This window comes from Photobacterium sp. AWH4_225, from assembly GCF_056158405.1.
In genome coordinates this window covers 2,270,290-2,293,262 of sequence record NZ_JBSWTF010000004.1, presented here as the reverse complement: position 1 = coordinate 2,293,262, position 22,973 = coordinate 2,270,290, and the positions used below count along the sequence as shown (strand labels likewise).

17 protein-coding genes are annotated in these 22,973 nt (G+C 45.9%); 7 read left to right on the top strand and 10 right to left on the bottom strand.

Going from position 1 to position 22,973, the window contains the following annotated elements; genetic code table 11:
• Positions 1 to 32: 32 nt before the first annotated feature.
• Entirely contained in the window at positions 33 to 224 is a 192-nt protein-coding gene (locus ACXAD4_RS27460) for a YtxH domain-containing protein (RefSeq protein ID WP_475245230.1), read from the bottom strand.
• Between the two features lie 116 nt (positions 225 to 340).
• Positions 341 to 802, bottom strand: a complete 462-nt coding sequence (locus tag ACXAD4_RS27455; RefSeq protein ID WP_475245228.1) for a TetR/AcrR family transcriptional regulator — start codon at positions 800 to 802, stop codon at positions 341 to 343.
• Positions 803 to 1,401: 599 nt separating this feature from the next.
• On the opposite strand from ACXAD4_RS27455, the gene ACXAD4_RS27450 reads away from it, so the two are divergent.
• The gene (locus ACXAD4_RS27450; RefSeq protein WP_475245227.1) at positions 1,402 to 3,096 is read left to right on the top strand and encodes an AMP-binding protein; all 1,695 of its coding nucleotides are present in this window, start codon (positions 1,402 to 1,404) and stop codon (positions 3,094 to 3,096) included.
• Between the two features lie 75 nt (positions 3,097 to 3,171).
• Here the strand turns inward: ACXAD4_RS27450 and ACXAD4_RS27445 are convergent, their stop codons facing one another.
• Positions 3,172 to 5,058: a methyl-accepting chemotaxis protein gene (locus tag ACXAD4_RS27445; RefSeq protein WP_475245226.1), complete on the bottom strand. Its 1,887-nt coding sequence runs from the start codon at positions 5,056 to 5,058 to the stop codon at positions 3,172 to 3,174.
• 270 nt (positions 5,059 to 5,328) lie between these two features.
• Between ACXAD4_RS27445 and ACXAD4_RS27440 the strand changes: the two genes are divergently transcribed.
• The 3 genes from ACXAD4_RS27440 to ACXAD4_RS27430 are packed head-to-tail and all read left to right on the top strand — an operon-like array spanning position 5,329 to position 7,659.
• Complete coding sequence (locus ACXAD4_RS27440; protein ID WP_475245225.1) at positions 5,329 to 5,676, top strand: PepSY domain-containing protein; 348 nt, start codon at positions 5,329 to 5,331, stop codon at positions 5,674 to 5,676.
• Complete coding sequence (locus ACXAD4_RS27435; protein WP_475245224.1) at positions 5,673 to 6,332, top strand: response regulator transcription factor; 660 nt, start codon at positions 5,673 to 5,675, stop codon at positions 6,330 to 6,332. Before ACXAD4_RS27440 ends, ACXAD4_RS27435 begins: the two co-directional genes overlap by 4 nt.
• Positions 6,322 to 7,659, top strand: a complete 1,338-nt coding sequence (locus ACXAD4_RS27430) for an ATP-binding protein (protein WP_475245222.1) — start codon at positions 6,322 to 6,324, stop codon at positions 7,657 to 7,659. The genes ACXAD4_RS27435 and ACXAD4_RS27430 overlap by 11 nt, the downstream gene beginning before the upstream one ends.
• 75 nt (positions 7,660 to 7,734) lie before the next feature.
• Here the strand turns inward: ACXAD4_RS27430 and ACXAD4_RS27425 are convergent, their stop codons facing one another.
• Positions 7,735 to 7,974, bottom strand: coding sequence for a hypothetical protein (locus tag ACXAD4_RS27425; protein ID WP_317520312.1), 240 nt, complete (start codon positions 7,972 to 7,974; stop codon positions 7,735 to 7,737).
• Between the two features lie 203 nt (positions 7,975 to 8,177).
• On the opposite strand from ACXAD4_RS27425, the gene ACXAD4_RS27420 reads away from it, so the two are divergent.
• The gene (locus ACXAD4_RS27420; RefSeq protein WP_475245221.1) at positions 8,178 to 9,827 is read left to right on the top strand and encodes a P-loop domain-containing protein; all 1,650 of its coding nucleotides are present in this window, start codon (positions 8,178 to 8,180) and stop codon (positions 9,825 to 9,827) included.
• Between the two features lie 86 nt (positions 9,828 to 9,913).
• On the opposite strand, the gene ACXAD4_RS27415 is transcribed toward ACXAD4_RS27420, so the two are convergent.
• The gene (locus tag ACXAD4_RS27415) at positions 9,914 to 10,813 is read right to left on the bottom strand and encodes a hypothetical protein (RefSeq protein WP_475245220.1); all 900 of its coding nucleotides are present in this window, start codon (positions 10,811 to 10,813) and stop codon (positions 9,914 to 9,916) included.
• 318 nt (positions 10,814 to 11,131) lie between these two features.
• Here ACXAD4_RS27415 and ACXAD4_RS27410 point away from each other — a divergent pair, with 318 nt between their 5' ends.
• Together ACXAD4_RS27410 and ACXAD4_RS27405 are read left to right on the top strand one after the other, a co-directional pair.
• Complete coding sequence (locus tag ACXAD4_RS27410; protein WP_475245219.1) at positions 11,132 to 12,292, top strand: glycosyltransferase; 1,161 nt, start codon at positions 11,132 to 11,134, stop codon at positions 12,290 to 12,292.
• A gap of 53 nt (positions 12,293 to 12,345) precedes the next feature.
• Positions 12,346 to 12,954, top strand: coding sequence for an START domain-containing protein (locus ACXAD4_RS27405; RefSeq protein WP_475245218.1), 609 nt, complete (start codon positions 12,346 to 12,348; stop codon positions 12,952 to 12,954).
• Positions 12,955 to 13,006: 52 nt separating this feature from the next.
• On the opposite strand, the gene ACXAD4_RS27400 is transcribed toward ACXAD4_RS27405, so the two are convergent.
• The 5 genes from ACXAD4_RS27400 to ACXAD4_RS27380 form a co-directional block, all read right to left on the bottom strand.
• Positions 13,007 to 14,590, bottom strand: coding sequence for a methyl-accepting chemotaxis protein (locus ACXAD4_RS27400; protein WP_475245217.1), 1,584 nt, complete (start codon positions 14,588 to 14,590; stop codon positions 13,007 to 13,009).
• 214 nt (positions 14,591 to 14,804) lie between these two features.
• Positions 14,805 to 15,758 (bottom strand): patatin-like phospholipase family protein, encoded by a 954-nt coding sequence (locus ACXAD4_RS27395; protein ID WP_475245215.1) that lies wholly within the window; start codon positions 15,756 to 15,758, stop codon positions 14,805 to 14,807.
• A 195-nt stretch (positions 15,759 to 15,953) separates the two neighbouring features.
• Positions 15,954 to 18,098, bottom strand: coding sequence for a 1,4-alpha-glucan branching protein GlgB (glgB, locus tag ACXAD4_RS27390; protein WP_475245674.1), 2,145 nt, complete (start codon positions 18,096 to 18,098; stop codon positions 15,954 to 15,956).
• Positions 18,099 to 18,153: 55 nt separating this feature from the next.
• Positions 18,154 to 20,337 carry a 4-alpha-glucanotransferase gene (gene malQ, locus ACXAD4_RS27385; RefSeq protein WP_475245214.1) on the bottom strand — a complete coding sequence of 728 codons (2,184 nt, stop codon included), beginning with the start codon at positions 20,335 to 20,337 and terminating at the stop codon, positions 18,154 to 18,156.
• Positions 20,338 to 20,424: 87 nt separating this feature from the next.
• Positions 20,425 to 22,884, bottom strand: a complete 2,460-nt coding sequence (locus ACXAD4_RS27380) for a glycogen/starch/alpha-glucan phosphorylase (RefSeq protein WP_475245213.1) — start codon at positions 22,882 to 22,884, stop codon at positions 20,425 to 20,427.
• Positions 22,885 to 22,973 lie beyond the last annotated feature (89 nt).

Below are 22,973 nucleotides of genomic sequence, written 5' to 3'. Positions count from 1 at the left end.
GGTCTTTTTTTATTTCATATCAGACGCAAAGCTTATTGCTTTAATTCTTCAAACTTATCACTCAGCTCACTAGCGGTATCGGATGCTTTGTCAGACACATCTTCAAATACATCCTGTACATCTTCAAACGAACGTGAATCGGTAAGATCTTCAATTTGATCTTTATAAGTCACACCAATGTAAATCCCAAAACCAACGAGTGCCAGTATAATATATTTCAGCATTTCAATTATTCTCTTCGCAAACCGAATGTACGAGGCATATCCCGCCTCTTTAAAAATAGTCTCTTTTTAACGAAAAACAGCTTCCGAAGAAGCTGTTTTGTGGGTATAGCTCTTGATTAGCGAACTAGGCTAATAAGAGACTTGCCCAACAACCACTCGAGCTCTTTTTGGCTTTCTTCACCAAAGCGTTCAAGGCAAAGCCCATAAAGTCTATCGATACCGCGCTTGGCAAATTCGCTGGTTGTTTCTGATGATGCGATATGATGGAACAAGAGGCGTAGTGTTGCTTTGAACTTCTCATCATTCAACGCTGCAATCCAACTGGTAGAAAACCCAGCCAAGCCGTTATCCAGATCAAGTTTTTCAACAAACAACCGAAAGATACGGCCATCCAGCGCGGTCGCAAAGTCTTGTTTTTTAGGGAAGTGGTGGCTAATCCCCGTACGAGAGATCCCTGTTTGCTTGCTTAAGGTGGTATAAGACATTTTGTCGTATCCTAACGTCAAAATTTGATCCACCACCGCATCCATAATCGTTTGGATGGTAATTTCAGTATCTTCTTTACTACGCTTCGGCATAATACGTTGACTCTATGATTCTAAATGATCACTCATAAACCCGCCGAAATCCTATACGGGCTTCGTAACCATCTAAGCAAATGTATTGAATCCCCATTGGTAACACTTTGTACAGATTACAAGTCACACAATACAGGATATCATTCCGTTAATCGATAATATTACCGTTTAGCTGCCAGTTTCAAGTCATTAAATGTCATGAAATGAAAAATTAATGCTGCAGTCATCAGCCAACCCGTCAATCAGATTTATGAGCTGCTAAACATGAAGCACTTATCAGAACTTTCCATTTAGTTAGTGTCATTAATTGGAATCTCCGACCAGCTTAACATTTCATTAACACAACAAACATCTAGCTCAATGGCAAAAAATTGGCACTATTGTAATAGAAACAGGAATTTATGAACAGACCAGAAAGAGTAAAAAAATTGTACACCTGTTTGAATTTTGTTCTATTTTAATCTTTGAAAACTAATTAATTTTCACGACTTTGTGTCTGTTCCATGAACTTTCGTAACAACTTTAAGGCAAATAACTGCTTGACCAAACAGTGAAAATAGCATTATTTTAACAAAAACATAACACGGAAGGATCGAAGTATGACTCTACCTCTGCAATCGGATCGCTTAAGGGATACACTGATGACTCAACCACTGCCAACCGAAATGATTCTCAAATGGGCAGAAGAACGCGCAGATGATGTGTATCTTCGCCAGATCATCAATCGTCAATTCGTTGATTTTACTTATGCAGAGGTAGCAGACAAGGCACTAAGACTTGTCAGCGCCCTCCGTTCTCAAGGCTTCCAACCCGGTGACCGCATCGCCCTAATGTCTAAAAACTGTGCTGAATGGTTTATTACCGATTTGGCTTTGATGCTAGGTAGCTACATTAGCGTACCTATTTTCCCAACCGCTGGCGCTGAAACCATTGAGCACTGCCTCACGCACAGTGAATCAAAAGCAGTCTTGGTCGGTAAGTTAGACGATAGCAAAGCGGCACTGTCGGTAATGGAAAAGCATCCTGAGATCCTTTCCATTGCCTTCAACTACCCATCGGCACCAAAGTGTGACCACGACTTCAATACCTTGCTTTCACAGCATGAACCTTCTGAAGAGCGTCCAAACCATCAGCAAGATGATTTGATGTCCATTGTATATACCTCAGGTACATCAGGCTTACCAAAAGGTGCCATGCTAAGTTATGGCTCATTTGCCTGGGCTGCTCAGCGCCTAGTTGACCACATTGGCATGCAGGAAGGTGAACGTCTGTTCTCTTACTTGCCTCTCGCGCATATTACCGAACGCGTTTATATCTTTGGCTCTTCAGTAATGTCAGGTATACAGGTCGCGTTCCCAGAGTCACTTGATACCTTTATCGACGATGTCAAAATGCATCGCCCTACCTTGTTTATCTCGGTCCCGCGTTTATGGACACTATTCCAGCAACGAATTCTGGAAAAACTGCCGCAAGCAAAACTTAACCTGCTGCTTAAAATTCCATTCATTTCAGGTGTCATCAAGCGCAAACTGGCCGATGGCCTTGGCCTCAACAAGGCACGTGTTTTAGGTTGTGGCTCGGCACCAGTTTCACCAGCCCTGCTTCGTTGGTACGAAAATATCGGACTGAACATTACCGAAGCTTGGGGGATGACTGAAAGCTTTGCCTACAGCACGCTAAACCACCCATTCCGCAGCGATAAAATCGGTACGGTAGGTAATGCTGGACCAGGCGTTGAAATAAAAATTTCCGCTGATGAAGAGATTTTGGTTCGAGGCATGGGTCTCTTCTCAGGCTATTACAAAAACGACGATGCGACCAAAGAGATGTTCGATGAGGAAGGTTGGCTTCACACTGGGGACATCGGCTTTATGGATGAGGATGGTTACCTGACTATCCAAGGTCGTAAGAACGATACTTTCAAAACTGCCAAAGGTAAGTTTGTTTCTCCTGTACCAATTGAGAAGCGTATCTTCGAGCTAGCCAATATCGAAATGATGTGTGTTGTCGGCTCGGGCATGCCAGCACCAATCTTGCTTGCCGTACCTCATGATTTCCCTAACTTTGATCGTGAACGTTACGCACGTACCGCACAGAGAGTCATCGATACGCTGAACATGGAGCTTGAGTCCCACGCCAAGATTAGAGGTGTGCTGATGATTAAAGACCCTTGGAGTATTGAGAACGGTGTCCTGACACCAACCCTCAAGATCAAGCGCCACCTGCTTGAGAAGAAGTACCATGATGTTGGTGCTAACTGGCCGAAAGATCAGCTTGTACAATGGGAAGAGTAAAATCCATTATCTTCAGATAAAACTAGCCCCCGCATTTGCGGGGGCTTTCATTTTATGAGTCATTTACAAGAAGGCTTAAAGCTTGTAGCGCTGGACTTCTTTCTCTAGTTGCCCCGCTAACTCTTTTAAGGACTCAGCTTGTCGAGCAGCTTCCATGGCTTCTTGAGCCATTTGGTTTGCCACTTCCTGCACCCCTTCCGTATTGCGACTAATTTCAGCCGTCACACTCGATTGCTCTTCGGCAGCAGAAGCAATCTGCGTCGCCATATCGCTAATCACATTAATTTCACTCGCAATACTGTTAATACTTTCACCTGCGGCATCAACATCCTGTACGCTAGTATCCGCAAGCTGATGACTATCATTCATCACCGTCACGGCATTATGCGTCGTCGACTGAAGTGTCTCGATCATGGTTTGAATTTCTTCCGTTGAGGTATGTGTACGCTGCGAAAGTACACGGACCTCATCAGCTACGACAGCAAAACCACGTCCTTGCTCTCCAGCACGTGCCGCTTCAATAGCCGCATTGAGCGCAAGAAGGTTAGTCTGCTCCGCAATATCACGAATAGTCGATAGAATGGTGCTGATCTTCAGGGCGTGCTCATTAAGGTCTTCAATAATGGATGCAGCATTCGTGACTTCATTGGCTAAATTACCGATAGACTGCTGACTTTGCCCGACTTGGCGGTGGCCGCTACCAGCCAAGGTAACGGCTTGTTCAGCCGTCTTCGCCGTGTTCTCGGCATTCCCTGCGATTTCTTGGGTAGCACTCGCCATCTCGGTGACAGCGGTGGCAACCATGGTAATTTCATCCTGCTGCTGGCGAATATTGTGGCTACGCTGAGTAGACGCCGTGGCAGCATCAGCTGCATTGCGGTTCAGTTCAATCGCAATATCTCGTAGTTTTGTTGCCATCACGTGCTGATGAGAAACAAATTGGTTGAAGTTATCTGCCAACTGTCCGACTTCATCTTGGCTGTTCACCGGAATACGGGCAGTCAGATCACCTTCCCCATGCGCAATATCCGCTAATGCAGCAGATACTTTTTTCAGTTCACTCAATTGTTTTGTCAGCAACAAGCTAATCAAACCACAAACAACAACAAGAATAACCAAACCGATCAGCAGCTCATCGAAAAGCATGTCACGGATTGGCGCTTCAAGCACTGACTTATCCATCACCAGGACCAACGCCCAACCTGAATTTGGCACATCGTGAATAGCCACTGCACGCTCACGACCATCAAAGTCACTCAGGAAAAAGCCATTGCGATGCATCTCGTTACGGAGCAACTGTACGTTCAGACCCAATTCTGAAATAGGCTTAAGCTGCATGTCTTCATTTGGGTGAGCAACCACAACCTGATTACCCATATCCAGCAACATGGCGTAGCCGTCACCCAACACCGGGATATTCAATACATCACGCATCAAATCGCCAAGTGCTAAATCCGCACCAACCACACCTTGCAATTGTCCTGCCTGCATCACTGGCTCAGCCAAAGTCACAACCAGGGTTTGCATGGTATGGCTCATGTAAGGTGCCGTCACAACCGCTGCTCTAGCTGCTGACGCTTCTTTGTACCATCCCCTTTCACGAGGGTCATAGCCCGCGCGATTCAAAGACGGATCTTGGCGATGCATATCACCTTGCTGGTTTCCGTAAAAACTCAGGCTAAAATCACCAGAAATATGCATTTGCTTTAAATGCTCAACGATATCTGGCGTGTTATTGGTTGCCATCGTTGATACCACAGCTTCCACAGCCGCTTGTTTGTTTTCAAGCCAATCACCAATACCTTTTGTCACAGCAACCGATGTATTACGACTTTCACTTTCAATCGACTGCCATGCTTGGTTTTTCATTGACTGATAGGAGAAACCGCCCAAGGCAATGGCGGTAATAGAAATAGCGACAAAACTCGACAGTAAAAGTTTTGTTTTTAAGGATAACTGCATGACTTCCCTTTATCTCGAAACAAAATTGGTGCGATTATAGTGTGTGGCACGAATTAAATTCATGATCTACCACTAAAAACTCTCAGTTTATTCAATGAATATCATGCTTGTATGGATAGATATTCTCAGTGGGGCATTTTTACCTATAACGACCGTTTCCTTGTAATATTCAAGAAATTCAAAACATTTTGTTGGCCTTGGCACATACAATGTAAAATCAATCCGCTATATTCATTTTCGGTTCACGTACAATCAGTTACAATTCAATGTATGAATAGAAAAAGCAAATACATAACCCTTTTGTCTCTTCTCTTCGTTGCTTCTTCAGCGCTTGCAAACGTTGAACTGGAAATTGAAGAAGATCACGACGATGTCATGCGAGCTGTTCAACAGGGGCTGGTACAGCCTTTCTCATCTTTAAAATCCAAAGTCAGCGAACAACTCCATGGCCGTATAATCCACGTCGAACTTGAAGAAGACGATGACATTTGGATCTATGAATTAAAGCTTATTGACCCCAACAATAATATTGTCAAAGTGGAGTATGACGCCCAGACGTTGACCATTCTTGAGATAAAAGGCCGGGGTCTTGAAAAGATTATCAAGGTAGAACAATGAAAATACTCGTCGTTGAAGATGAACAAGCCTTGGGCGAACAGATTGTTGAAGGTTTAGAACAAAGCGGCTGGGTAGCCGAGCTTTCCTGTGATGGCATTGATGCCTTATATCGTGCGACCTCTGAACCTTGGGATGGCATCGTCCTCGATTTGGGTTTACCAAAACTAGATGGCCTTACCGTTTTGAAAGGCATCCGCGATGAAAATGTCACTTGCCCAGTCATTATCCTTAGTGCCCGTAATGAACTAACCCAACGCGTAGAAGGACTTAACGCCGGTGCTGATGACTATCTAACTAAACCGTTCCAAATGATTGAACTTGTTGCCCGACTACGAGCTCAAGTTCGACGCTCAACCGGCAACGCTTCACCTGTTATTCAAATCGGAGGATTGAGCTTAGATACCCGTACCTCGAAGGTGATGCACAACGGTGAAAGTATCGATCTCACCGCGCTTGAATTCAAAGTGCTCTCCTACATGATGCACAATGCCGATAAAGTTATCTCCCGTACTGAATTGGTTGAGCATATTTACAAGCAAGACTTTGACCGTGACTCCAACACCATTGAAGTGTTCATCGGCCGTATTCGACGTAAGATCGGTGGAGATGTCATTAAAACAGTTAGAGGGCTTGGATACCGTATCAATGCAGATTAGAGCACCACAGACACCTCTACCTAGCCTGCGCAGCCGCTTGCTTATTGCTGCGGCTGTTTGGTTATTGGGCATTACTCTTGCTGCCGGTTACCTGATGCCATTCTTTATCAAAACATATCTTGTGGATCAGGAAAAACACCAGCTATATATCTACCTAGACGAATTAACGGCCCAAATTGATACAGACAGTGACGGCAATATAATTACGCCCAAACCTTTATCTAACCCCCGCTTCCAGCAACCTTATAGTGGCCTATACTGGAGCCTGAATGTGGCAGATACAGAGCTTCGTTCTCGTTCGTTATGGGACACCCGTATTTCAGGGGATGAAGAGTCTGGCTTTGTGGGGCCTGACAAACAATCTTTGATTGTTTTAACGCGGGATATCCTGCTTCCTGATCTCGATGATCCTGTCACCCTGACCGTTGCAATAAGCCAGGAGCGTTTGCTAAAGACCCTGACTCAACTCACCAGCGGCCTTTGGTTAATTCTGCTAATCATGGCAGGCGGCATACTTTGTTTGATTTGGCTTCAAGTTAGCTGGTCTTTATGGCCCCTTCGCCGGCTGCAGAAAAACCTCAAACAAGTTCGTGAAGGCGAAACGTCTGAGTTGAGTGGGGTTTATCCAGCAGAAATACGCCCTGTAGTCGACGATTTGAATGCCCTTCTTTTTCACTATCAAGAAATCTTGGAGCGGGCCCGTAATCACGCAGGCAACTTGTCACATGCACTTAAGACACCAATAGCGGTATTGAATAACGAGGTTGCCCACTTAAATGAGCATGACCAATCTCGTCTTCAGCCTTCACTTCAGCAATTACAACAACATATAGACTATCATCTTGGTCGTGCAAGAATGGCAGGGGCAACAAACATCTTGTCCGCTAAGACGGCACCATCACCCCGTGTTGATGCTATTTCCATGGCGATGGATAAAGTCTACGCAAATCGCGGTGTTGTGCTTGTTAACGAACTAGACAGCGATTTATATGTGGCTATTGAGAAACGCGATCTCGATGAGATCATCGGTAACTTGATTGAGAACAGTTACAAGTGGGCAAAAAGCCTTATTCGGGTCCACCAGCTTGAACAAACTAATGACACTGTTGTGCTAGCGATTGAAGATGATGGTCCCGGTATTGAAGATGATGCTTACCAAAGTGCCCTCAAGCGTGGAGTCAGGCTCGATGAGACGACACCAGGTACGGGCTTAGGGCTGAATATAGTGAACGAGCTCGCACATAGTTATCGCGGTGAGCTAACCCTTAGCAGAAGCCAGCTTGGCGGATTGAGAGCTTCTATTACACTGCCGAAACCGAGAAAATGACATTCAAATCATTTCTTCGCATAATTTGACGTACTAGTGGGCAATCACTCTCTATTGCCCACAACTTTACTCTGTCTAGGCAGGCCAGAAAGTTAAGTTAACGATCCTGACAATCACACCCAGTACCAATGCAGCAACACCCAGCCGATACCATTTGAACTCTGCGGCCGACATACCGATACGGTTGTAAAACATCTTCAATACACCCGTCCAATCACTGGTGCGGCGGCCATATAAAATGATCCCGTTACCGACTAAGATTAAGCCAGCCAAAATCAATACATATTCAGCCACTGTCATTGATACCTGCAGCATGGTGTACTCCCTTTTTCATCATCTACACTCTGATTTAAAGCCATTAACAACAAATGCTCAATTAGACCATGGTAGAGGGTCAGGCTTTCTTAGAGCTTCCTATTGAAGAAAAAAAGCCCTTAACGTCAAAGTTTGTATGCTTATTCAAGGCGTTTAGTGTAGAATCCTGCCCCCGGAATTTCTAACGAAGGTATCGAGGCGACATGCAATTACTCGAAGCAAAACTACATAAAATTGACCGTCATAATTACCGCAGCTACTCCAGCCTGCGTGGTGAATACCATTTCGTTGACTTCGATTTCTTCATTGATATCACTCAATCAGACCCATTTGCGCCAGCATCACGGGTACGCGCTCGCCGTAAATGGTCGTTGACCGACCTTGAGTGGTTAAAAGAACAGTCTCCTGTTTACCAGCGAGCAGCCCGCGACTTTATCGCCCGTCATTTTGCTGAACTGGCACAGCAAATCAATGAGATCCAAATTGACCGTCCGGGCCAAGCTGTATTGGATCGTACCGCTGTTGTGTTTGATGACGATGCGCTAGAGCTTCGCTTCCGTGTGAACCTACCATCAGACGGCCGTACCATTATTGCTAAGAAAACAGCAAACCTACTGACATTCACCATGCCAAAGATCATCCGTCGCGCTACGATTGCACGTGAGCTGCCGATGGATGAACTAAAACGCCACTGTGAAACAGTTGAAGATCAGGTTGCTCTACGTAAGCAGTTGGCTGATAAAGGCTTAATGGCCTTTGTTGCTGATGACAGCGTACTTCCTCGCCTAGCAGGTAACAGTGATCTACCTATGGCTGATGCTATCCCATTTGTCAGCCCAGAGAGCCTAGCCGTAGAGCTTGAAGCACCTCACCGAGGTAAAATCCGTGGTATGGGTGTGCCTAAGGGCATCACCATGATTGTGGGTGGCGGCTTCCATGGTAAATCAACGCTGCTGAACGCTATCGAAAACTCAGTCTATGACCATATTCCAGGTGATGGCCGTGAATACATCGTTAGTGATGAATCTGCCTCAAAGATCCGTGCTGAAGACGGTCGCTGCGTCCACAATGTCGACCTGACCCCATACATTAGCAACCTGCCTATGGGTAAAGACACTAGCATGTTCTCTACCCAGAATGCTTCAGGTTCGACATCACAGGCTTCATGGCTTCAAGAGTCCATCGAATCGGGTTCAAATGCATTGCTGATCGATGAAGATACTTCGGCATCTAACTTCATGATCCGTGATGAGCGTATGCAGGCACTGATCGCTAAAAATGATGAGCCAATTACGCCACTTGTTGATCGTATTTCGCTACTGCGTGATCAGCTAGATGTTTCAGTGCTGCTGGTAATGGGCGGCTCTGGTGACTATCTGGATGTTGCTGACACTGTGATTCAAATGCATAACTACCAGGCTCTGGATGTTACAGACAAAGCCAAAGAAGTTGTTGCTTCGCACCCTACTCGACGTCAGCTTGAAGGCAGCACAGAGATCACTCGTCCTCGCACCCGCAAACTTAACCGTGCAGGTCTAAAGGCACAGCTTGAAGATGGTAAGTTCCGAATTCAGGTGAAAGACAAAACTTCTATGCGTTTTGGTCGTGAGTTCATCGATCTACAAGCCTTGGAGCAGGTCGCAGATTCAAGCCAGCTGCATGCTATCGGCTGGTTGTGGTTCCGAATTGCACAAGGCAAAGGCTGGGAAAAAGCACCAAGCAAAGCATTCAGCCAAATGCTGGCAAGTGATGAGTGGTTCCGAACGATGCCAAACTACGGCGATATTGCCAAACCGCGCGTCATTGAGGTGATGGCTGTATTAAACCGTATGCGAAAAGCAGAGTTTAAATAAAACTAATTCGATTAAACAAAAAACGATGAGGCTCTCCTCATCGTTTTTTTTATTCGGAATACCTAACGTTAATTCATGTGTTTGAATTAAAATCGACGGCTGACTGCTACAAACATTGTTTCACGAGAACCAAAGCCAGCCTCCATCATGACTTCCCATTCTCGGTTAAATGCATACTGAAAACCTGCAACACCATTCCATTTATCATCAGAGCTTTGGCTTACCTCAAACTTTCCGTCTGGTGCTAAGTCGTCAATAATACTATCCAATGCTGGCGGTAAACCCAGGCTTTTTAAGTCGCCTGATAAATATTGTTGAACATCTTGATACATCGCGCCTACAAATACTCTTAACTCTCTGCCACCATCATATTCCCAGCGATGGCCAACACGAGGAGCTGCAACGAATGTTTTAATGTTACCGTCTATCGCCGAAATGTCCGTATAGGTGTAGTTCATGTCTACTAGGGCAAACCAATTACCTACTCCACCCGCTATAGTTGTACCAATACCATAGGTACCACCATCCATATCCAGCTCGAACATGGCATTGTCAGGTAAGTTCCCACCTGCAGCGTTAATTAACCCACATAAAATTTTATCACCAAATGCCGGTACCGATGCGCTATCACAACTGACTGAGTTGATTTTTGCTTTACTGGTACCTTGTGTATAACCAAGGATCCCGTATACGTTCATAAAAGGTAAGATCCATACATCACCACGTAATGTAATGTTCGAACCTTTAAAATCAGCATGATTAGCATCAACATCTATTGCATCTAATACTGGATGGCCAGTTAGGTTGATACTATTAACCGTAATTGGATTACTCATATCCATATATGACAAAGATAAGCCATATGGTTTTGGAAGTGTGTAACCACGCTTTTCTGCTTCATCACCCCATATAGGGAAGAATGAATCCTGACCAAAACTCAGAGGTGCAATAAAAAGGGTCGATAGCAGTAAAGCTTGTGTTTTCAAAATATTATCTCAATTAGCAATTAATACACCGTCCATGGTTAGTTTTTCACGAGTAAATAATGACATTCTGATACTTAACCAATACTTAATTGAACACAAATCAATTAAACGCATTATTTAACATGTACAGGTTTAAATTTGAAATAAAGTACTAATTTTCAAAAAGGTATGATTACCTCACCGAGAATTTCACTATCGTTATGCATAATTATCCGGTAATTATTTTCAAATTAATTATACACCAGTCAATTGAAGTTCAGCATCAACCTTTATTCTTATGAGTTGGTCAAAATATTATTTAGCAAACAGGTTTCATTTATGGCTTTACTGGGGTTAACCATCCTTTCGCTTTTTGTGGTTACTGCTTTTTTAATCAAGCTAGGCATACTGGCCTATCACCGGGTACACATAAAATGCGGACAGCATACACGTCAAGATTGGCCTAAAGTTACTGTTATCATTCCGGCTCGAAATGAAGAGCAGAATATAGCCAATTCATTAGGTAGCATCCTTGAGCAAGACTACCCGAAAGAAAAATTAGAAGTCATTGTTGTCGATGACTTTTCAGAAGATAACACCCGCCAAATTGCAGAGCAATTAATGTCAAAGAGCCACTTTACAGCTCGCTGCATTAGCGGTCGACCTCTACCTAAAGGCTGGATCGGTAAAAGTAATGCCTGTATGGCTGGCGCCCTTCAAGCTACAGGTGAATACATTTTCTTTATTGATGCCGATACTCAATCTGATAAAGGTATGCTGAAGAGCATCATGGACTTCACTTTGACCAAGGGCATAGACCTTCTGTCATTTAACCCAAGACAATTGATGGTTTCCGGCTCTGAAAAAGCCCTTTTACCTGGTCTTTTTCTCTCGATAGCCTCGTTTATGAAGTTCCATGAGTCTAACGACCCAAGTAAAGAAGAAGCGATTGCGAATGGACAGGCAATGCTATTTAAGACCAGTGCATATCAGTCTGTGAACGGTCATACTGTGGTTGCCTCTGAAATATCTGAAGATCTCGCCTTTGCTAAAGCAATGAAACAAAGAGGCTTCAAGATTTTTTGGGCATTTGCCGACGACTTAATGAGTACAAGAATGTATACCAACGCAGAGGAGATCTGGCACGGTTTTTCTAAAAACATGAGCCGGATTGTTGAAACCAATCACTTTGCAAATGCCACTGGTTTATTGGCTAAATCGGTGTTTATTGCGTGGTCTACCCCCGTTTTACTCATCCTTTCGTGGCTATCCTACAGTAGCGATCCTTCTCAACTCGCAATGATCACATTGGGGGTAAATCTACTCATGCAGGTAGTGTTACTAATCACTTATGCTGTTCTTGTGGCTGAACTATCTGTGCCTGTTATCTATGCCTTGTTGGTTCCATTCGGCATTACTTTACAGGGAATGTTGATAGTGAACTCCTACCGCCTAGCAAAGCAAAAATCAATTTCATGGAAAGGGCGTGTAGTAGAGTGATGAAAAGGTTCCTGAAGGTATTAATTTGTCTCATCAGCTTTCAAGGTTTCTCTATGCAAGCTATCGCTGAAGAGATTGCATGGAAGAACGTCCGTGACCGGAATGGCATACAAGTCTACAACCGCTCAATCGCAGGCAGCGATTTTAAAGAGTTCATGGCACAGACCACTATCGATGCCAATCTCAGTACTATCATCGCAGTCTTTGATGATACGCCTGCGGGGATTGAGTGGGTCGAAAATGTTGATGAAATGCACACTGAAAGAAGAATCAGTGATTCTGAAACCATTACTGTCACACTCAGTAAGGCGCCATGGCCGGTTGCTGACCGTGATGCGGTCGTACTGAATAAAACAAGCCAAGATCCAGAAACACTAGTTGTCACTCTTGAGCAAGAAGGTATTCCAGACTATTTGCCGCTTAAAAACGGAGTCGTTCGGGTTAAAAGTTTAACGAGTCAGTGGGTGTTCACGCCTGTCACAAGCTCACAGACGCACGTCCACTACCAGGTACTCACAGATCCCGGCGGTAAGCTTCCCGCCTGGTTAATTAATTTGGTATCAGTCTCGCAACCCTACAATACTCTGAAAGGACTTAAGGAGATGGTAAAACGAGAGAAATACCACAATCAACACTACCCGCATATTGTTGACTTGAAGTAGGCCCTGCCATTTGAAAATCAGCCCCCAATTTGGGGGCTGATTATTTTCTCGTTCAACTCACTCGTTTGAACTGATTCATCAATCTTTCAAGGCCTTCCAAACGCTCTACCAACATACGAGTACTTTCTACCGAAATGTCACTCGATTTTTCAGTCTCATTACCTAGCACATTAATCTTCTGGATATGCTCAGCAATATCAACACTCACACCCGCTTGTTGTTCAACGGCTGCAGCTATCTGATGGCTGCTGTCCGTCACTAAGTCTAAAACTTGATTGATCTCTTTAAGCTGTTCACCCATGGCCAGCGTTTGCTGACGACAATGCTCAGACTGCTCACCGCCTCTCTCAACAGCTGCGACAGCTTGGCCGGCGATATCCTGAAGCTGAGCGATCATTTGGTGAATTTCACCCGTTGAGGATTGCGTCTTTTGCGCTAGTGATCTTACTTCATCGGCAACGACAGCAAAGCCTCTCCCCGCCTCCCCTGCTCGCGCCGCTTCAATAGCCGCGTTTAAGGCCAGCAAGTTAGTTTGATCAGCAATGGTGCCGATGACATCGAGGATCCCCTCTATTTGGCGGCTGCTCTCCGATAATGCGTTGATTACTCGTTTAGAATCATCAAGCTCTTTGTGAAGTTCGCTAACAGAGGTAATGGTTTCCTCAACCCTCATTTGCCCACTATTAGCAACCTGCTGCGCTTTTACTGTCATCTCAGAGGCATTAGTCGCATTCTCAGCCACTTCTTTGACCGTAGATGCCATTTGGTCAATGGCTACCCCAACTAGCTCAGTCGCCAAAGCTTGCTGTTGTAAATTGGTTTTCACCTGTTGAGTATTAGCAAATTCATCCTCAGCCGACAAAAGAATATCTGATGAAGTTTCACTTGCCCTACCAACTATGGCCCGCAATTCTGCCTGCCGCATTCTAAGCGCAAGCTCTATCCCAGAGTAATCGTCGTATTTTCCAGTATAAATCTTTTCCATCAAGGTATTATCATACGCTTGAAGGGCCAGTTTAGTTATCTCGTTCAGACGTTTCTGGGCCATAACGCTAACTATCAAACCTAGGATAGTTGCCAACAAGATAGCTATCGAAATCCCAGACGTTGCCACTACCGTGTTATACATGGCAGCTAAAACGGTAAGTGCCAAAATAATATTCAGCAAAGCACCATACTTTAGCCGAAAACGGCTAGTACCTTGCTTTCCCTCATTTAATGCTTGGTAAGCCGCTTCCGCACGCTTGACTTCATCTTTAGAAGGACGGCTACGGACAGATTGGTATTCAACAACCTGACCATTGCTGTTTACTATCGGGGTAACAAAAGCAGAAACCCAATAGTAATTGCCATCTTTACATTTGTTTTTTACCAACCCCATCCAGCTTTTACCTGCTTTGACATACTGCCAAAGTTGCGCAAAAGCCGCTTTAGGCATATCAGGATGCCTAACTAGGTTATGGGGATTATCAATCAGCTCTTCGCTACTGTAGCCAGCGACATCGCAAAAAGTGCTGTTGGCATAAGTAATCGTACTGCTTGGGTCAGTAGTAGAGATCAGGTTCAAAGAGGCTGAATACTCGACTTCCCTTCCTTGGTGTGAAGCATTCACAAAATGTGTGTTTTCCGCTGTCATTATTGTCACTTATTATTTTTATTCAGGTTAAAAATGAGGCTGAGCGAGCAAATTATCGCTTTTTATAAAACCGTATTGTGACATTTATTCCAAGTAATCAAATTGATTTATATTAAATAACTATCTGACACTAAAGAAACAAAACGCGAGCAAATCATTTCTACCCTTTCGCTACCTGCAAATCAAAGCTAAAAAAGGCAACTACGAGCATTAATTAATTTATCATACCCAACATGACCTTGAGCTCAGGTAACGCATCCTTCATCGCTTTATAGCCAACCTCCATGGCTGCGGTTCGCTCAAATGAACCGCCAAAATTCACTAGGCTCGGATCAGGTGATACTGGAGAAAGAGCAATATCCGCACTTTTGTTCTCATCTTCAGTCACAATACAGCTCTGCAACCAGAAGGTATTTGCCATAGTATCAATAGCGGTATATTCGAGCGGTGGTGGCAAGCTACAGAATACGTCGACCCCAATAACAATATCGGCCCCAAGTTGGCGGGCAGCATAAACCGGTACCAGAGACAATACGCCTCCATCAACAAGAATATCTTCATTGTGATAAATAGGAACAAACACACCAGGTACACTTGATGATGTCTGTACAGCTTCGCCAATATCCCCTGCTGTAAACATTACAGCCTTCTGCTGAGTCAGGTTGGTAGCAACAATACCTGTAGTGATTGGCAGGTCTCTGATATCGTCATAACCAGTGTGCTTATTTACCCACTTCGCCAATGCTTTCCCTTTTATCAACCCTTTCCGTGATAGGTTGATATCGACTATCTCATGTTCAGAAAATTCAAACATCTTACGCTGAACGTCAAGATATTCATTGCTGCTGTATAACGCTGCAGCAATGGAGCCCACTGATGTGCCTGTCACAATATCAGCCTTGATCCCCGCTTCTTCTAATGCCTTCATAACTCCAAGGTGCATCATGCCGCGAGATGCGCCTCCACCAAAAGCGATAGCTAGCTTGGGCTTATCGTTTTTGCTTGCACTTAATTGACCAGCTTCCGCAACCTCTGGATTTGTAACCATAGAGATATCAACCGCGGTAAGGCCATTATATTTATTAATGGTTGAACACCCGTTTAAGGCCATCAACATAAATAATGCAGCGAAACGATGAGCCTTAGTCGCGAATAGCGTGTTATTCATTGCTAACTCCCTTAGCCTCGAATTCTTAGTTGTCTTTTGGAAGTTTACATTAAGCTTTCTAGTAAAAAGTGATTTCGTGTCTAAATCAGCAAGTATAAGCTGGAGAAATTTTGACAATTTTGAAAGAGACGAAAAAGAAAAAACCCACCACTTTATCAGTGATGGGTTTATTTTAAGTAACAGGCTAACGGGTAATTAACGCTTGAAGCGGTAGAACACCGTTGCCAGCGGCGGAAGATCGATTGCGATAGACTGCGCTAAGCCATGGCTCGGCACTTCTTCTGTCGCGATAGATGTCTTCACTGGTGCGTTACCACCCCAGTATTTCTCATCATCGGTGTTCACAAGCAACTCGTACTCACCTTCTGCAGGAACACCAAGTAAGTAACCTTGGCGCGGAACCGGCGTAAAGTTGCTGACAACAAGCACTTTGTCACCATTGAGCGCAATACGTTCATGGGCCAAAATACTGTTTTCGGCATCGTCCTGAACTCGCCACTCAAAGCCAGCAGGATCACAGTCTTGCTCATGCATTGCAGGCTCTGAGGTGTAGAGCGTGTTCAAGTCTTTAACCAATGACTGCATGCCGCTGTGGCGTGGGTACTGCAACCAGTGCCACTCTAGCTGTCCATCGTGGTTCCACTCAGCGCTCTGGGCGATTTCAGCGCCCATGAAGTTAAGCTTCTTACCCGGCTGGCCATACATGTAACCCATGTAAGCACGTAGGTTAGCGGTTTTCTGCCACTCATCACCCGGCATTTTATCCAGCATTGAACCTTTGCCGTAAACCACTTCATCATGGGAAAGTGACAATACGTAGTTTTCGCTGAATGCGTACACCATAGGGAAAGTAATGGTGTTGTGATGGTAACTACGATGGATTGGCTCTTCCTGAATATAAGAAAGGCTGTCGTGCATCCAACCCATGTTCCACTTAAAGCCAAAGCCCAAACCACCCATATCCGTTGGCTTAGTTACACCCGGGAATGCCGTTGATTCTTCAGCGATAGTCATCGCATTCGGGTAGTGACGGTAAACTTCTTCATTCACCCAACGCAGCAGGCTGACAGCATCAAAGTTTACGTTGCCGCCTTCATGGTTCGGGATCCACTGATCGTGCTCACGGGAGTAATCCAAGTAGAGCATTGACGCGACCGCATCAACGCGCAGGCCGTCAATGTGGTAGTGCTCAAACCAGAACAGAGCATTCGACACGAGGAAGCGGCGAACATGGTCACGACCGTAGTCATAAATGTAGCTCTGCCAGTCCTGGTGCCAACCGCGGCGTGGGTCAGGGTCATTAAAGAGTGCCGTGCCATCGAAATTCGCCAAGCCATGATCGTCTGACGGGAAGTGGGCAGGAACCCAGTCCAAGACAACACCAATATTAGCTTGGTGACATTGGTCAACGAAGTACTTGAAGTCATCCGGTGAACCGAAACGACTGGTTGGTGCAAACAGACCGATTGGCTGGTAACCCCATGAACCATAGAACGGGTGCTCAGAAACCGGCATCAGCTCTACGTGGGTGTAACCCATATCGCTCAGGTAAGGGATAAGCTCATCGGCAAGCTCGCGGTAGTTCAGGAACTCACCCTGATCGTTCTTGCGCCATGAACCAGCGTGCAGCTCATAGAATGACAACGCCTGCTGGTGCTTGGCTGTTACCGGGCGGTTTTGCCAGGCGCTATCTTGCCAATCATATTTCGCCTGATCGAAGACTTTAGAGGCAAAAGACGGGTGTTGTTCCGACTGATAACCCCATGGATCGGCTTTGTGAGGTAGCCCCTCGCCTGCACTGTCTTTCAGCTCGAATTTATATAGGGTGCCTTCCTCAAGCTCAGGAATGAATAGCCCCCATAGGCCATCATCAAGACGTTGCATTGGGTGACGACGGCCATCCCACGCATTAAAGTGGCCAACGACACTTACTGCTGAGGCATTCGGTGCAAAGACAAGAAAACGTACACCGGAGATGGAAGAGTTGCCTCGATTCAAAGTGACAAGCTGTGCGCCCATTTCACTGTGCATCAGTGATGGGTCAGTCAATGCTTCACCGGATTGAACCAGATTGTGGAATTGGTAAGGGTCGTAAATCGTTTGTTCGCCTTGCGGCCAGTTAACGACAAGTTGATATAGTGCAGTGGTAAAATCGAAATTACCCTCAAGCACAAAACCGCTATTAGCTTCGCGTGCGAGGGTAAAACGTTCACCGTTTTCAGTTATTGCTTCAATAGAATCAGCACCTGGCATGTACACACGAAGTGCAATGTCAGTCGACTGATATTGAGGGCCTAAAAATGAAAATGGGTCTGAAAATGCAGCTCTCTCGAGCTGCATGTATTCCTTATCACTGCGGGTCACTGTAGATGTGTCCAACGCATTACTCCTGATATTACTTATTGTTTGATGCTTCTGCTCGTGTTTCGGTTAAACGACGAGTCAAGTCAACAATATTCTGGCGGGTGAAGATATCATCCAAAGTGGTCGATAGCTTACGACGCCAGTTCGGGTATTCATCAACGGTACCCGGAATGTTGACCGGCTTGTCCATTTCTAGCCAGTCTTCCAACTGTAGGCTCAACAAAGCACTAGAGCCGGCAGCTAGGTGGAGTTGCATGGCTTCACTTAAGTGCTGATCCATCGGCACATATGCAGCATCATGCCCAACCCCTTCAGGAAGATAACCATGCCAAGCTAAACTATCAAGGATTTTTTGTTTGCTTTCGGCACGACTATCGAACAAACCTGCCAATTGTTCCTTGTTCGGGTACAAGCCAAGCTCTTCACCCATCTTAAGGTCATCGCAATGCCAGAAGCCACGTAGTGTCGGCATATCGTGCGTACACAGTGCAGACATTGACTGGTCAGCATAGTGTTTCGGTGAATAGAAACCACCGTCTTCAGCTGTTTCGAAGAAGAACACTTTGTATGAGTGAATACCGGCTGTCGCAAGCTTATCAACGATTTCATCAGGTACTGTACCCAAGTCTTCACCGATAACTGTACACTGGTAACGATGACTCTCAAGCGCCAGAATCGACATCATGTCTTCAACCGGGTAGTACATGTAAGCACCGTTTTGCGCCGACTCACCTTTCGGAATCCACCATAGGCGAAGCAGACCAAGAACGTGGTCAATACGCAATGCGCCACAGCTGCGCATATTGGCGCGAAGAAGCTGGACAAACGGTTCGTATGAACGCTCTTTAAGTACTTCAGGGTTTAGCGGAGGAAGACCCCAGTTCTGGCCTAGTGGACCAAGGATATCTGGCGGCGCGCCCACACTGACATCCTGACACAATGCGCCGTGATCAGCCCACGTCTCTGAGCCCGAATCACAAACACCTACTGCAAGGTCACGGTACAGACCAATGGTCATGCCCTTCTCTTCAGCTAGTTCATTCACCTCAGCCAACTGGGTATCAGCCAGCCATTGCAGGTACATGAATAGCTGTACTTGCGAGTAGTTTTTCTTGATAAACGTCTGTACAGCCGCATTATCGAAGTGGCGGTACTGCTCAGGGAACACAGGCCAACCCCAAGTGTTATCGTCTTCTTTCTTCAGCTCAGCATGTAGTGCATCGAATGCCGCTTGGTGAAGCAAGCTCTCACCACCGTCTTCAACAAACTGTAGGAACTTCTGTGCACGCGCAGTATTTTTCTCAAGATGGCGCTCACTGAACGTTTTGAACAACAGAGGCAGAACAGCCATTTTCAGACAAGACACTTCACTGTAGTTCACCCAGTTCGCATTACGCGCTTCGTTTAGGCGTTGCTGGAACTCTGGGCTACCGACAAGCTGCTGGGCTTCATCACACTGGGCAAACTCAGTCACTGAGCTAACATCAATGTACATCAGGTTCAGCCAACGACGTGAAGATGGGCTGTATGGGCTCGCACCTTCAGGGTTAGCTGGGAATAATGAGTGAATTGGGTTCAAACCCACAAAGTCACCACCACGGGCAGCAACGTCAGCAACCAATTGTTTCAGATCGCCGAAGTCACCAATACCCCAGTTGTGGTTAGTACGAATTGAGTACAGCTGAACGCTGGTACCCCAAAGCTTCTTGTTGTTCAGCAAGTCTTCCTGCTTGAAACAAGAAGTTGGCGTCACGATCAAAGTCATTTCAAAAGGAGATTTACGACGCTTACGGAACACCTCAAGCTTGTGGTAACCCCACTCAAGATCATCCGGCAAAGCGAAAACCAACGTACCACCGTCTGCACGCTCGTCAGAAACAAGCTGAGACTGTAGCCAGCCTTCCAGCACATCACCCTGCTCGGTTTCCAAGCGCCAGCTGAAGTCACTGATACGTGCGCTTTGGCCCAAATGCATTTCAATGTGCATTGGCTCACCACTGCGAACCACCTTCACCGGTGCTAGCACATCAGGGCGTAGCTTCTTGTTTGCCGATTCCAGCAAAGCTTCATCACTTTTGGTGTCGTAACCTAGCGCTGCCAACAGGCGACGGATTGTATCGCTGTCGACTCGCGCCTCATCCCCCCAAGCACTGACATAGTTATCGGCAATGCCGACCATGTCTGCGACTTGTTTTAATACTTGATCGTCTTTCATCGTTCTCTCCGTTAGCGGCCTTGCGGCCGCTACGATGTTTAAAGTTTTGCTGATATCAATTCGTACTTTTTTTGCAGCCTAGAGCAGTTATAGTGAAACCGGCTCTAGTTTCCAGATATTGTTAGCGTAGTCTCGAATACTACGGTCTGAGCTGAATTTGCTCATCAGTGCCGTATTCAGAATGGCCTTGCGAGCCCATGTCTTCTGGTCACGGTATTCCGCATCGATTTTCTCTTGCGTCTTCACGTAATCGGCAAAGTCAGCCAGTACCAGGTAAGGGTCACCACCGTCCAGCAGGTTGTGGCGAATTGCCGCCAACTGGCCAGGGTTGCCTGGTGTGAACTCATCGGTCTCTAACAAATCCAGTGCTGCGCGTAGAAGGCTATCAGCATGGTAGTAACGGTAAGGGTCGTAACCCTCCTGCTTCAGTTTCTGTACTTCATCAACCAGTAGGCCGAAGATGAAGATGTTTTCGTCGCCCACTTCTTCGCGCATCTCTACGTTTGCGCCGTCCATCGTACCGATAGTCAGTGCACCGTTCATGGCGAACTTCATGTTACCTGTACCTGATGCTTCTTTACCGGCAGTTGAAATCTGCTCAGACACATCAGCCGCTGGGAACAGGATTTCAGCCAGGCTTACGCGGTAGTCAGGAATGAATACCACTTTCAGCTTGCCGCCAAGACGTGGGTCGTTGTTCACTTTCTCAGCCACTTTGTTGATGGCAAAGATGATGTCTTTCGCCAGTGCGTAACCCGGTGCTGCTTTCGCACCAAAGAAGAACACACGTGGGTGCATATCAAATGTTGGGTCATTCAATAGGCGGTGGTATAGCGCCAGAATGTTCAGCAAGTTCAGGTGCTGACGCTTGTACTCGTGCAGGCGCTTGATTTGAATATCGAAGATAGCATCAGTATCCAGCTCGATACCCATGTTTTCTTCTACCCAATTAGCCAGGCGCTGTTTGTTTTCTTTCTTCACTGCCATGTAGCGCTTCTGGAAGGCTTCATCGTCAGCGAACTTCTCTAGACCGGCAATTTTCTCAAGGTTCGCAGGCCAGTCATCACCCACTTTCTCGCTGATCAGCGCAGAAAGGCCAGGGTTACAGTATTTGATCCAACGACGTGGCGTTACACCGTTAGTCACGTTAGTCAAGCGACCTGGGAATAGCTCGTTGAACTCTGGGAATAGGTCACGCTTAACCAATTCAGAGTGAAGCGCCGCTACACCGTTTACTGCGTAAGTGCTGACAACACAAAGGTTCGCCATGCGCACCATGCGCTGTGGACCTTCTTGGATGATTGAAAGCTTACGCTTCACTTCGTTGTTGCCCGGCCAAGTTTGCTCAACCAGCTTCATGAAACGGTGGTTGATCTCGAAGATGATCTCCATGTGACGCGGCAGCATCTGCTGGATCAATGCTTCACTCCACGTTTCCAGTGCTTCTGGTAGCAATGTGTGGTTTGTGTAAGCAAAAGTCTTCGAAGAGATTTCCCACGCCTTTTCCCAACCTAGCTTGTACTCATCAAGAAGGATGCGCATTAGCTCAGGGATAGCGATAGTTGGGTGGGTATCGTTTAGCTGGATAGTTTCTAACTCAGATAGTGATTCGATTGAGTTACCCGCAGCTTCGTGGCGACGTAGGATGTCTGCAACCGAACATGCACAGTGGAAGTACTGCTGCATTAGGCGTAGTGCTTTACCTTGGTCGTGGTTATCGTTCGGGTAAAGTACCTTAGTCACGTTACCAGCTTCTAGTGCAGAGTACTGTGCACCTACGTAGTCACCGTCGTTGAAGCGCGCTAGGCTGAATGGCGCGTTCGAACGACATTCCCATAGGCGAAGAGGGTAAACACTCTTGTTGTCGTAACCGACGATTGGTAGGTCCCAAGCCACACCTTCAACAGACATAGCCGGAACCCAGCGACGGCACTCAACACCGTTTTCATCAGTGTAAGATTCAACATGACCGTATAGGCTAACTTCTTGGGTTAGTTCTGGACGTAGAACTTCCCATGGGTAGCCTTCAAGACCACGCCAAGCATCTGGAGCTTCAACCTGACGACCGTCTACAAAAGACTGACGGAACAGACCGTACTCATAATGTAGGCCGTAACCTACTGCAGGGTATTCCTGAGCGGCTAGTGAGTCCATAAAACAAGCCGCTAGACGACCTAGACCACCGTTACCCAGTGCAGGGTCACGCTCTTCTTCTAGTAGATCTGTTAGGTTTTGGCCCATCTCTTCCATTGCGTCAGCAACGTTTTCGTATAGACCCATGCTGATTAGGTTGTTGCCTGTTAGGCGGCCGATCAGAAATTCCAGTGAAAGGTAGTTAACACTGCGAGCTTTCTGCTCAGCAAGATTCTTTTCAGTGGCCAATAGGTTACCAGTGCTGATTTCTGCCAGCGCTTTACCCATTGCCAGATACCAACTGCGTGCAGTCGCTGTTTCTGCTGTAGATGCGTAAGTTGTTGTTAGGTGTTTTTCTACTGCTGCTTGGAAAGCAGCTTTATCAAATTGTTGTGTCTGACCATTCTTAGGCATGGTTCAATCTCGCTCTAGGATTATTTCCAACTGCTGACAATATTGCCTGTATTTATCAGCGCTAACATCCTCCCGAACTGGGGAGGAGT

Bases quoted from the DNA above. Each gene is read 5' to 3' on its own strand.
- ACXAD4_RS27435 (WP_475245224.1), top strand. From the start codon at position 5,673: ATGAAAATACTCGTCGTTGAAGATGAACAAGCCTTGGGCGAACAGATT.
- ACXAD4_RS27405 (WP_475245218.1), top strand. From the start codon at position 12,346: ATGCAAGCTATCGCTGAAGAGATTGCATGGAAGAACGTCCGTGACCGG.
- ACXAD4_RS27425 (WP_317520312.1), bottom strand. From the start codon at position 7,974: ATGCTGCAGGTATCAATGACAGTGGCTGAATATGTATTGATTTTGGCT.
- ACXAD4_RS27380 (WP_475245213.1), bottom strand. From the start codon at position 22,884: ATGCCTAAGAATGGTCAGACACAACAATTTGATAAAGCTGCTTTCCAA.
- malQ (WP_475245214.1), bottom strand. From the start codon at position 20,337: ATGAAAGACGATCAAGTATTAAAACAAGTCGCAGACATGGTCGGCATT.
- ACXAD4_RS27440 (WP_475245225.1), top strand. From the start codon at position 5,329: ATGAATAGAAAAAGCAAATACATAACCCTTTTGTCTCTTCTCTTCGTT.
- ACXAD4_RS27455 (WP_475245228.1), bottom strand. From the start codon at position 802: ATGCCGAAGCGTAGTAAAGAAGATACTGAAATTACCATCCAAACGATT.
- ACXAD4_RS27430 (WP_475245222.1), top strand. From the start codon at position 6,322: ATGCAGATTAGAGCACCACAGACACCTCTACCTAGCCTGCGCAGCCGC.
- ACXAD4_RS27410 (WP_475245219.1), top strand. From the start codon at position 11,132: ATGGCTTTACTGGGGTTAACCATCCTTTCGCTTTTTGTGGTTACTGCT.
- ACXAD4_RS27450 (WP_475245227.1), top strand. From the start codon at position 1,402: ATGACTCTACCTCTGCAATCGGATCGCTTAAGGGATACACTGATGACT.
- ACXAD4_RS27445 (WP_475245226.1), bottom strand. From the start codon at position 5,058: ATGCAGTTATCCTTAAAAACAAAACTTTTACTGTCGAGTTTTGTCGCT.
- ACXAD4_RS27420 (WP_475245221.1), top strand. From the start codon at position 8,178: ATGCAATTACTCGAAGCAAAACTACATAAAATTGACCGTCATAATTAC.
- ACXAD4_RS27395 (WP_475245215.1), bottom strand. From the start codon at position 15,758: ATGAATAACACGCTATTCGCGACTAAGGCTCATCGTTTCGCTGCATTA.
- ACXAD4_RS27400 (WP_475245217.1), bottom strand. From the start codon at position 14,590: ATGACAGCGGAAAACACACATTTTGTGAATGCTTCACACCAAGGAAGG.
- glgB (WP_475245674.1), bottom strand. From the start codon at position 18,098: ATGCAGCTCGAGAGAGCTGCATTTTCAGACCCATTTTCATTTTTAGGC.
- ACXAD4_RS27460 (WP_475245230.1), bottom strand. From the start codon at position 224: ATGCTGAAATATATTATACTGGCACTCGTTGGTTTTGGGATTTACATT.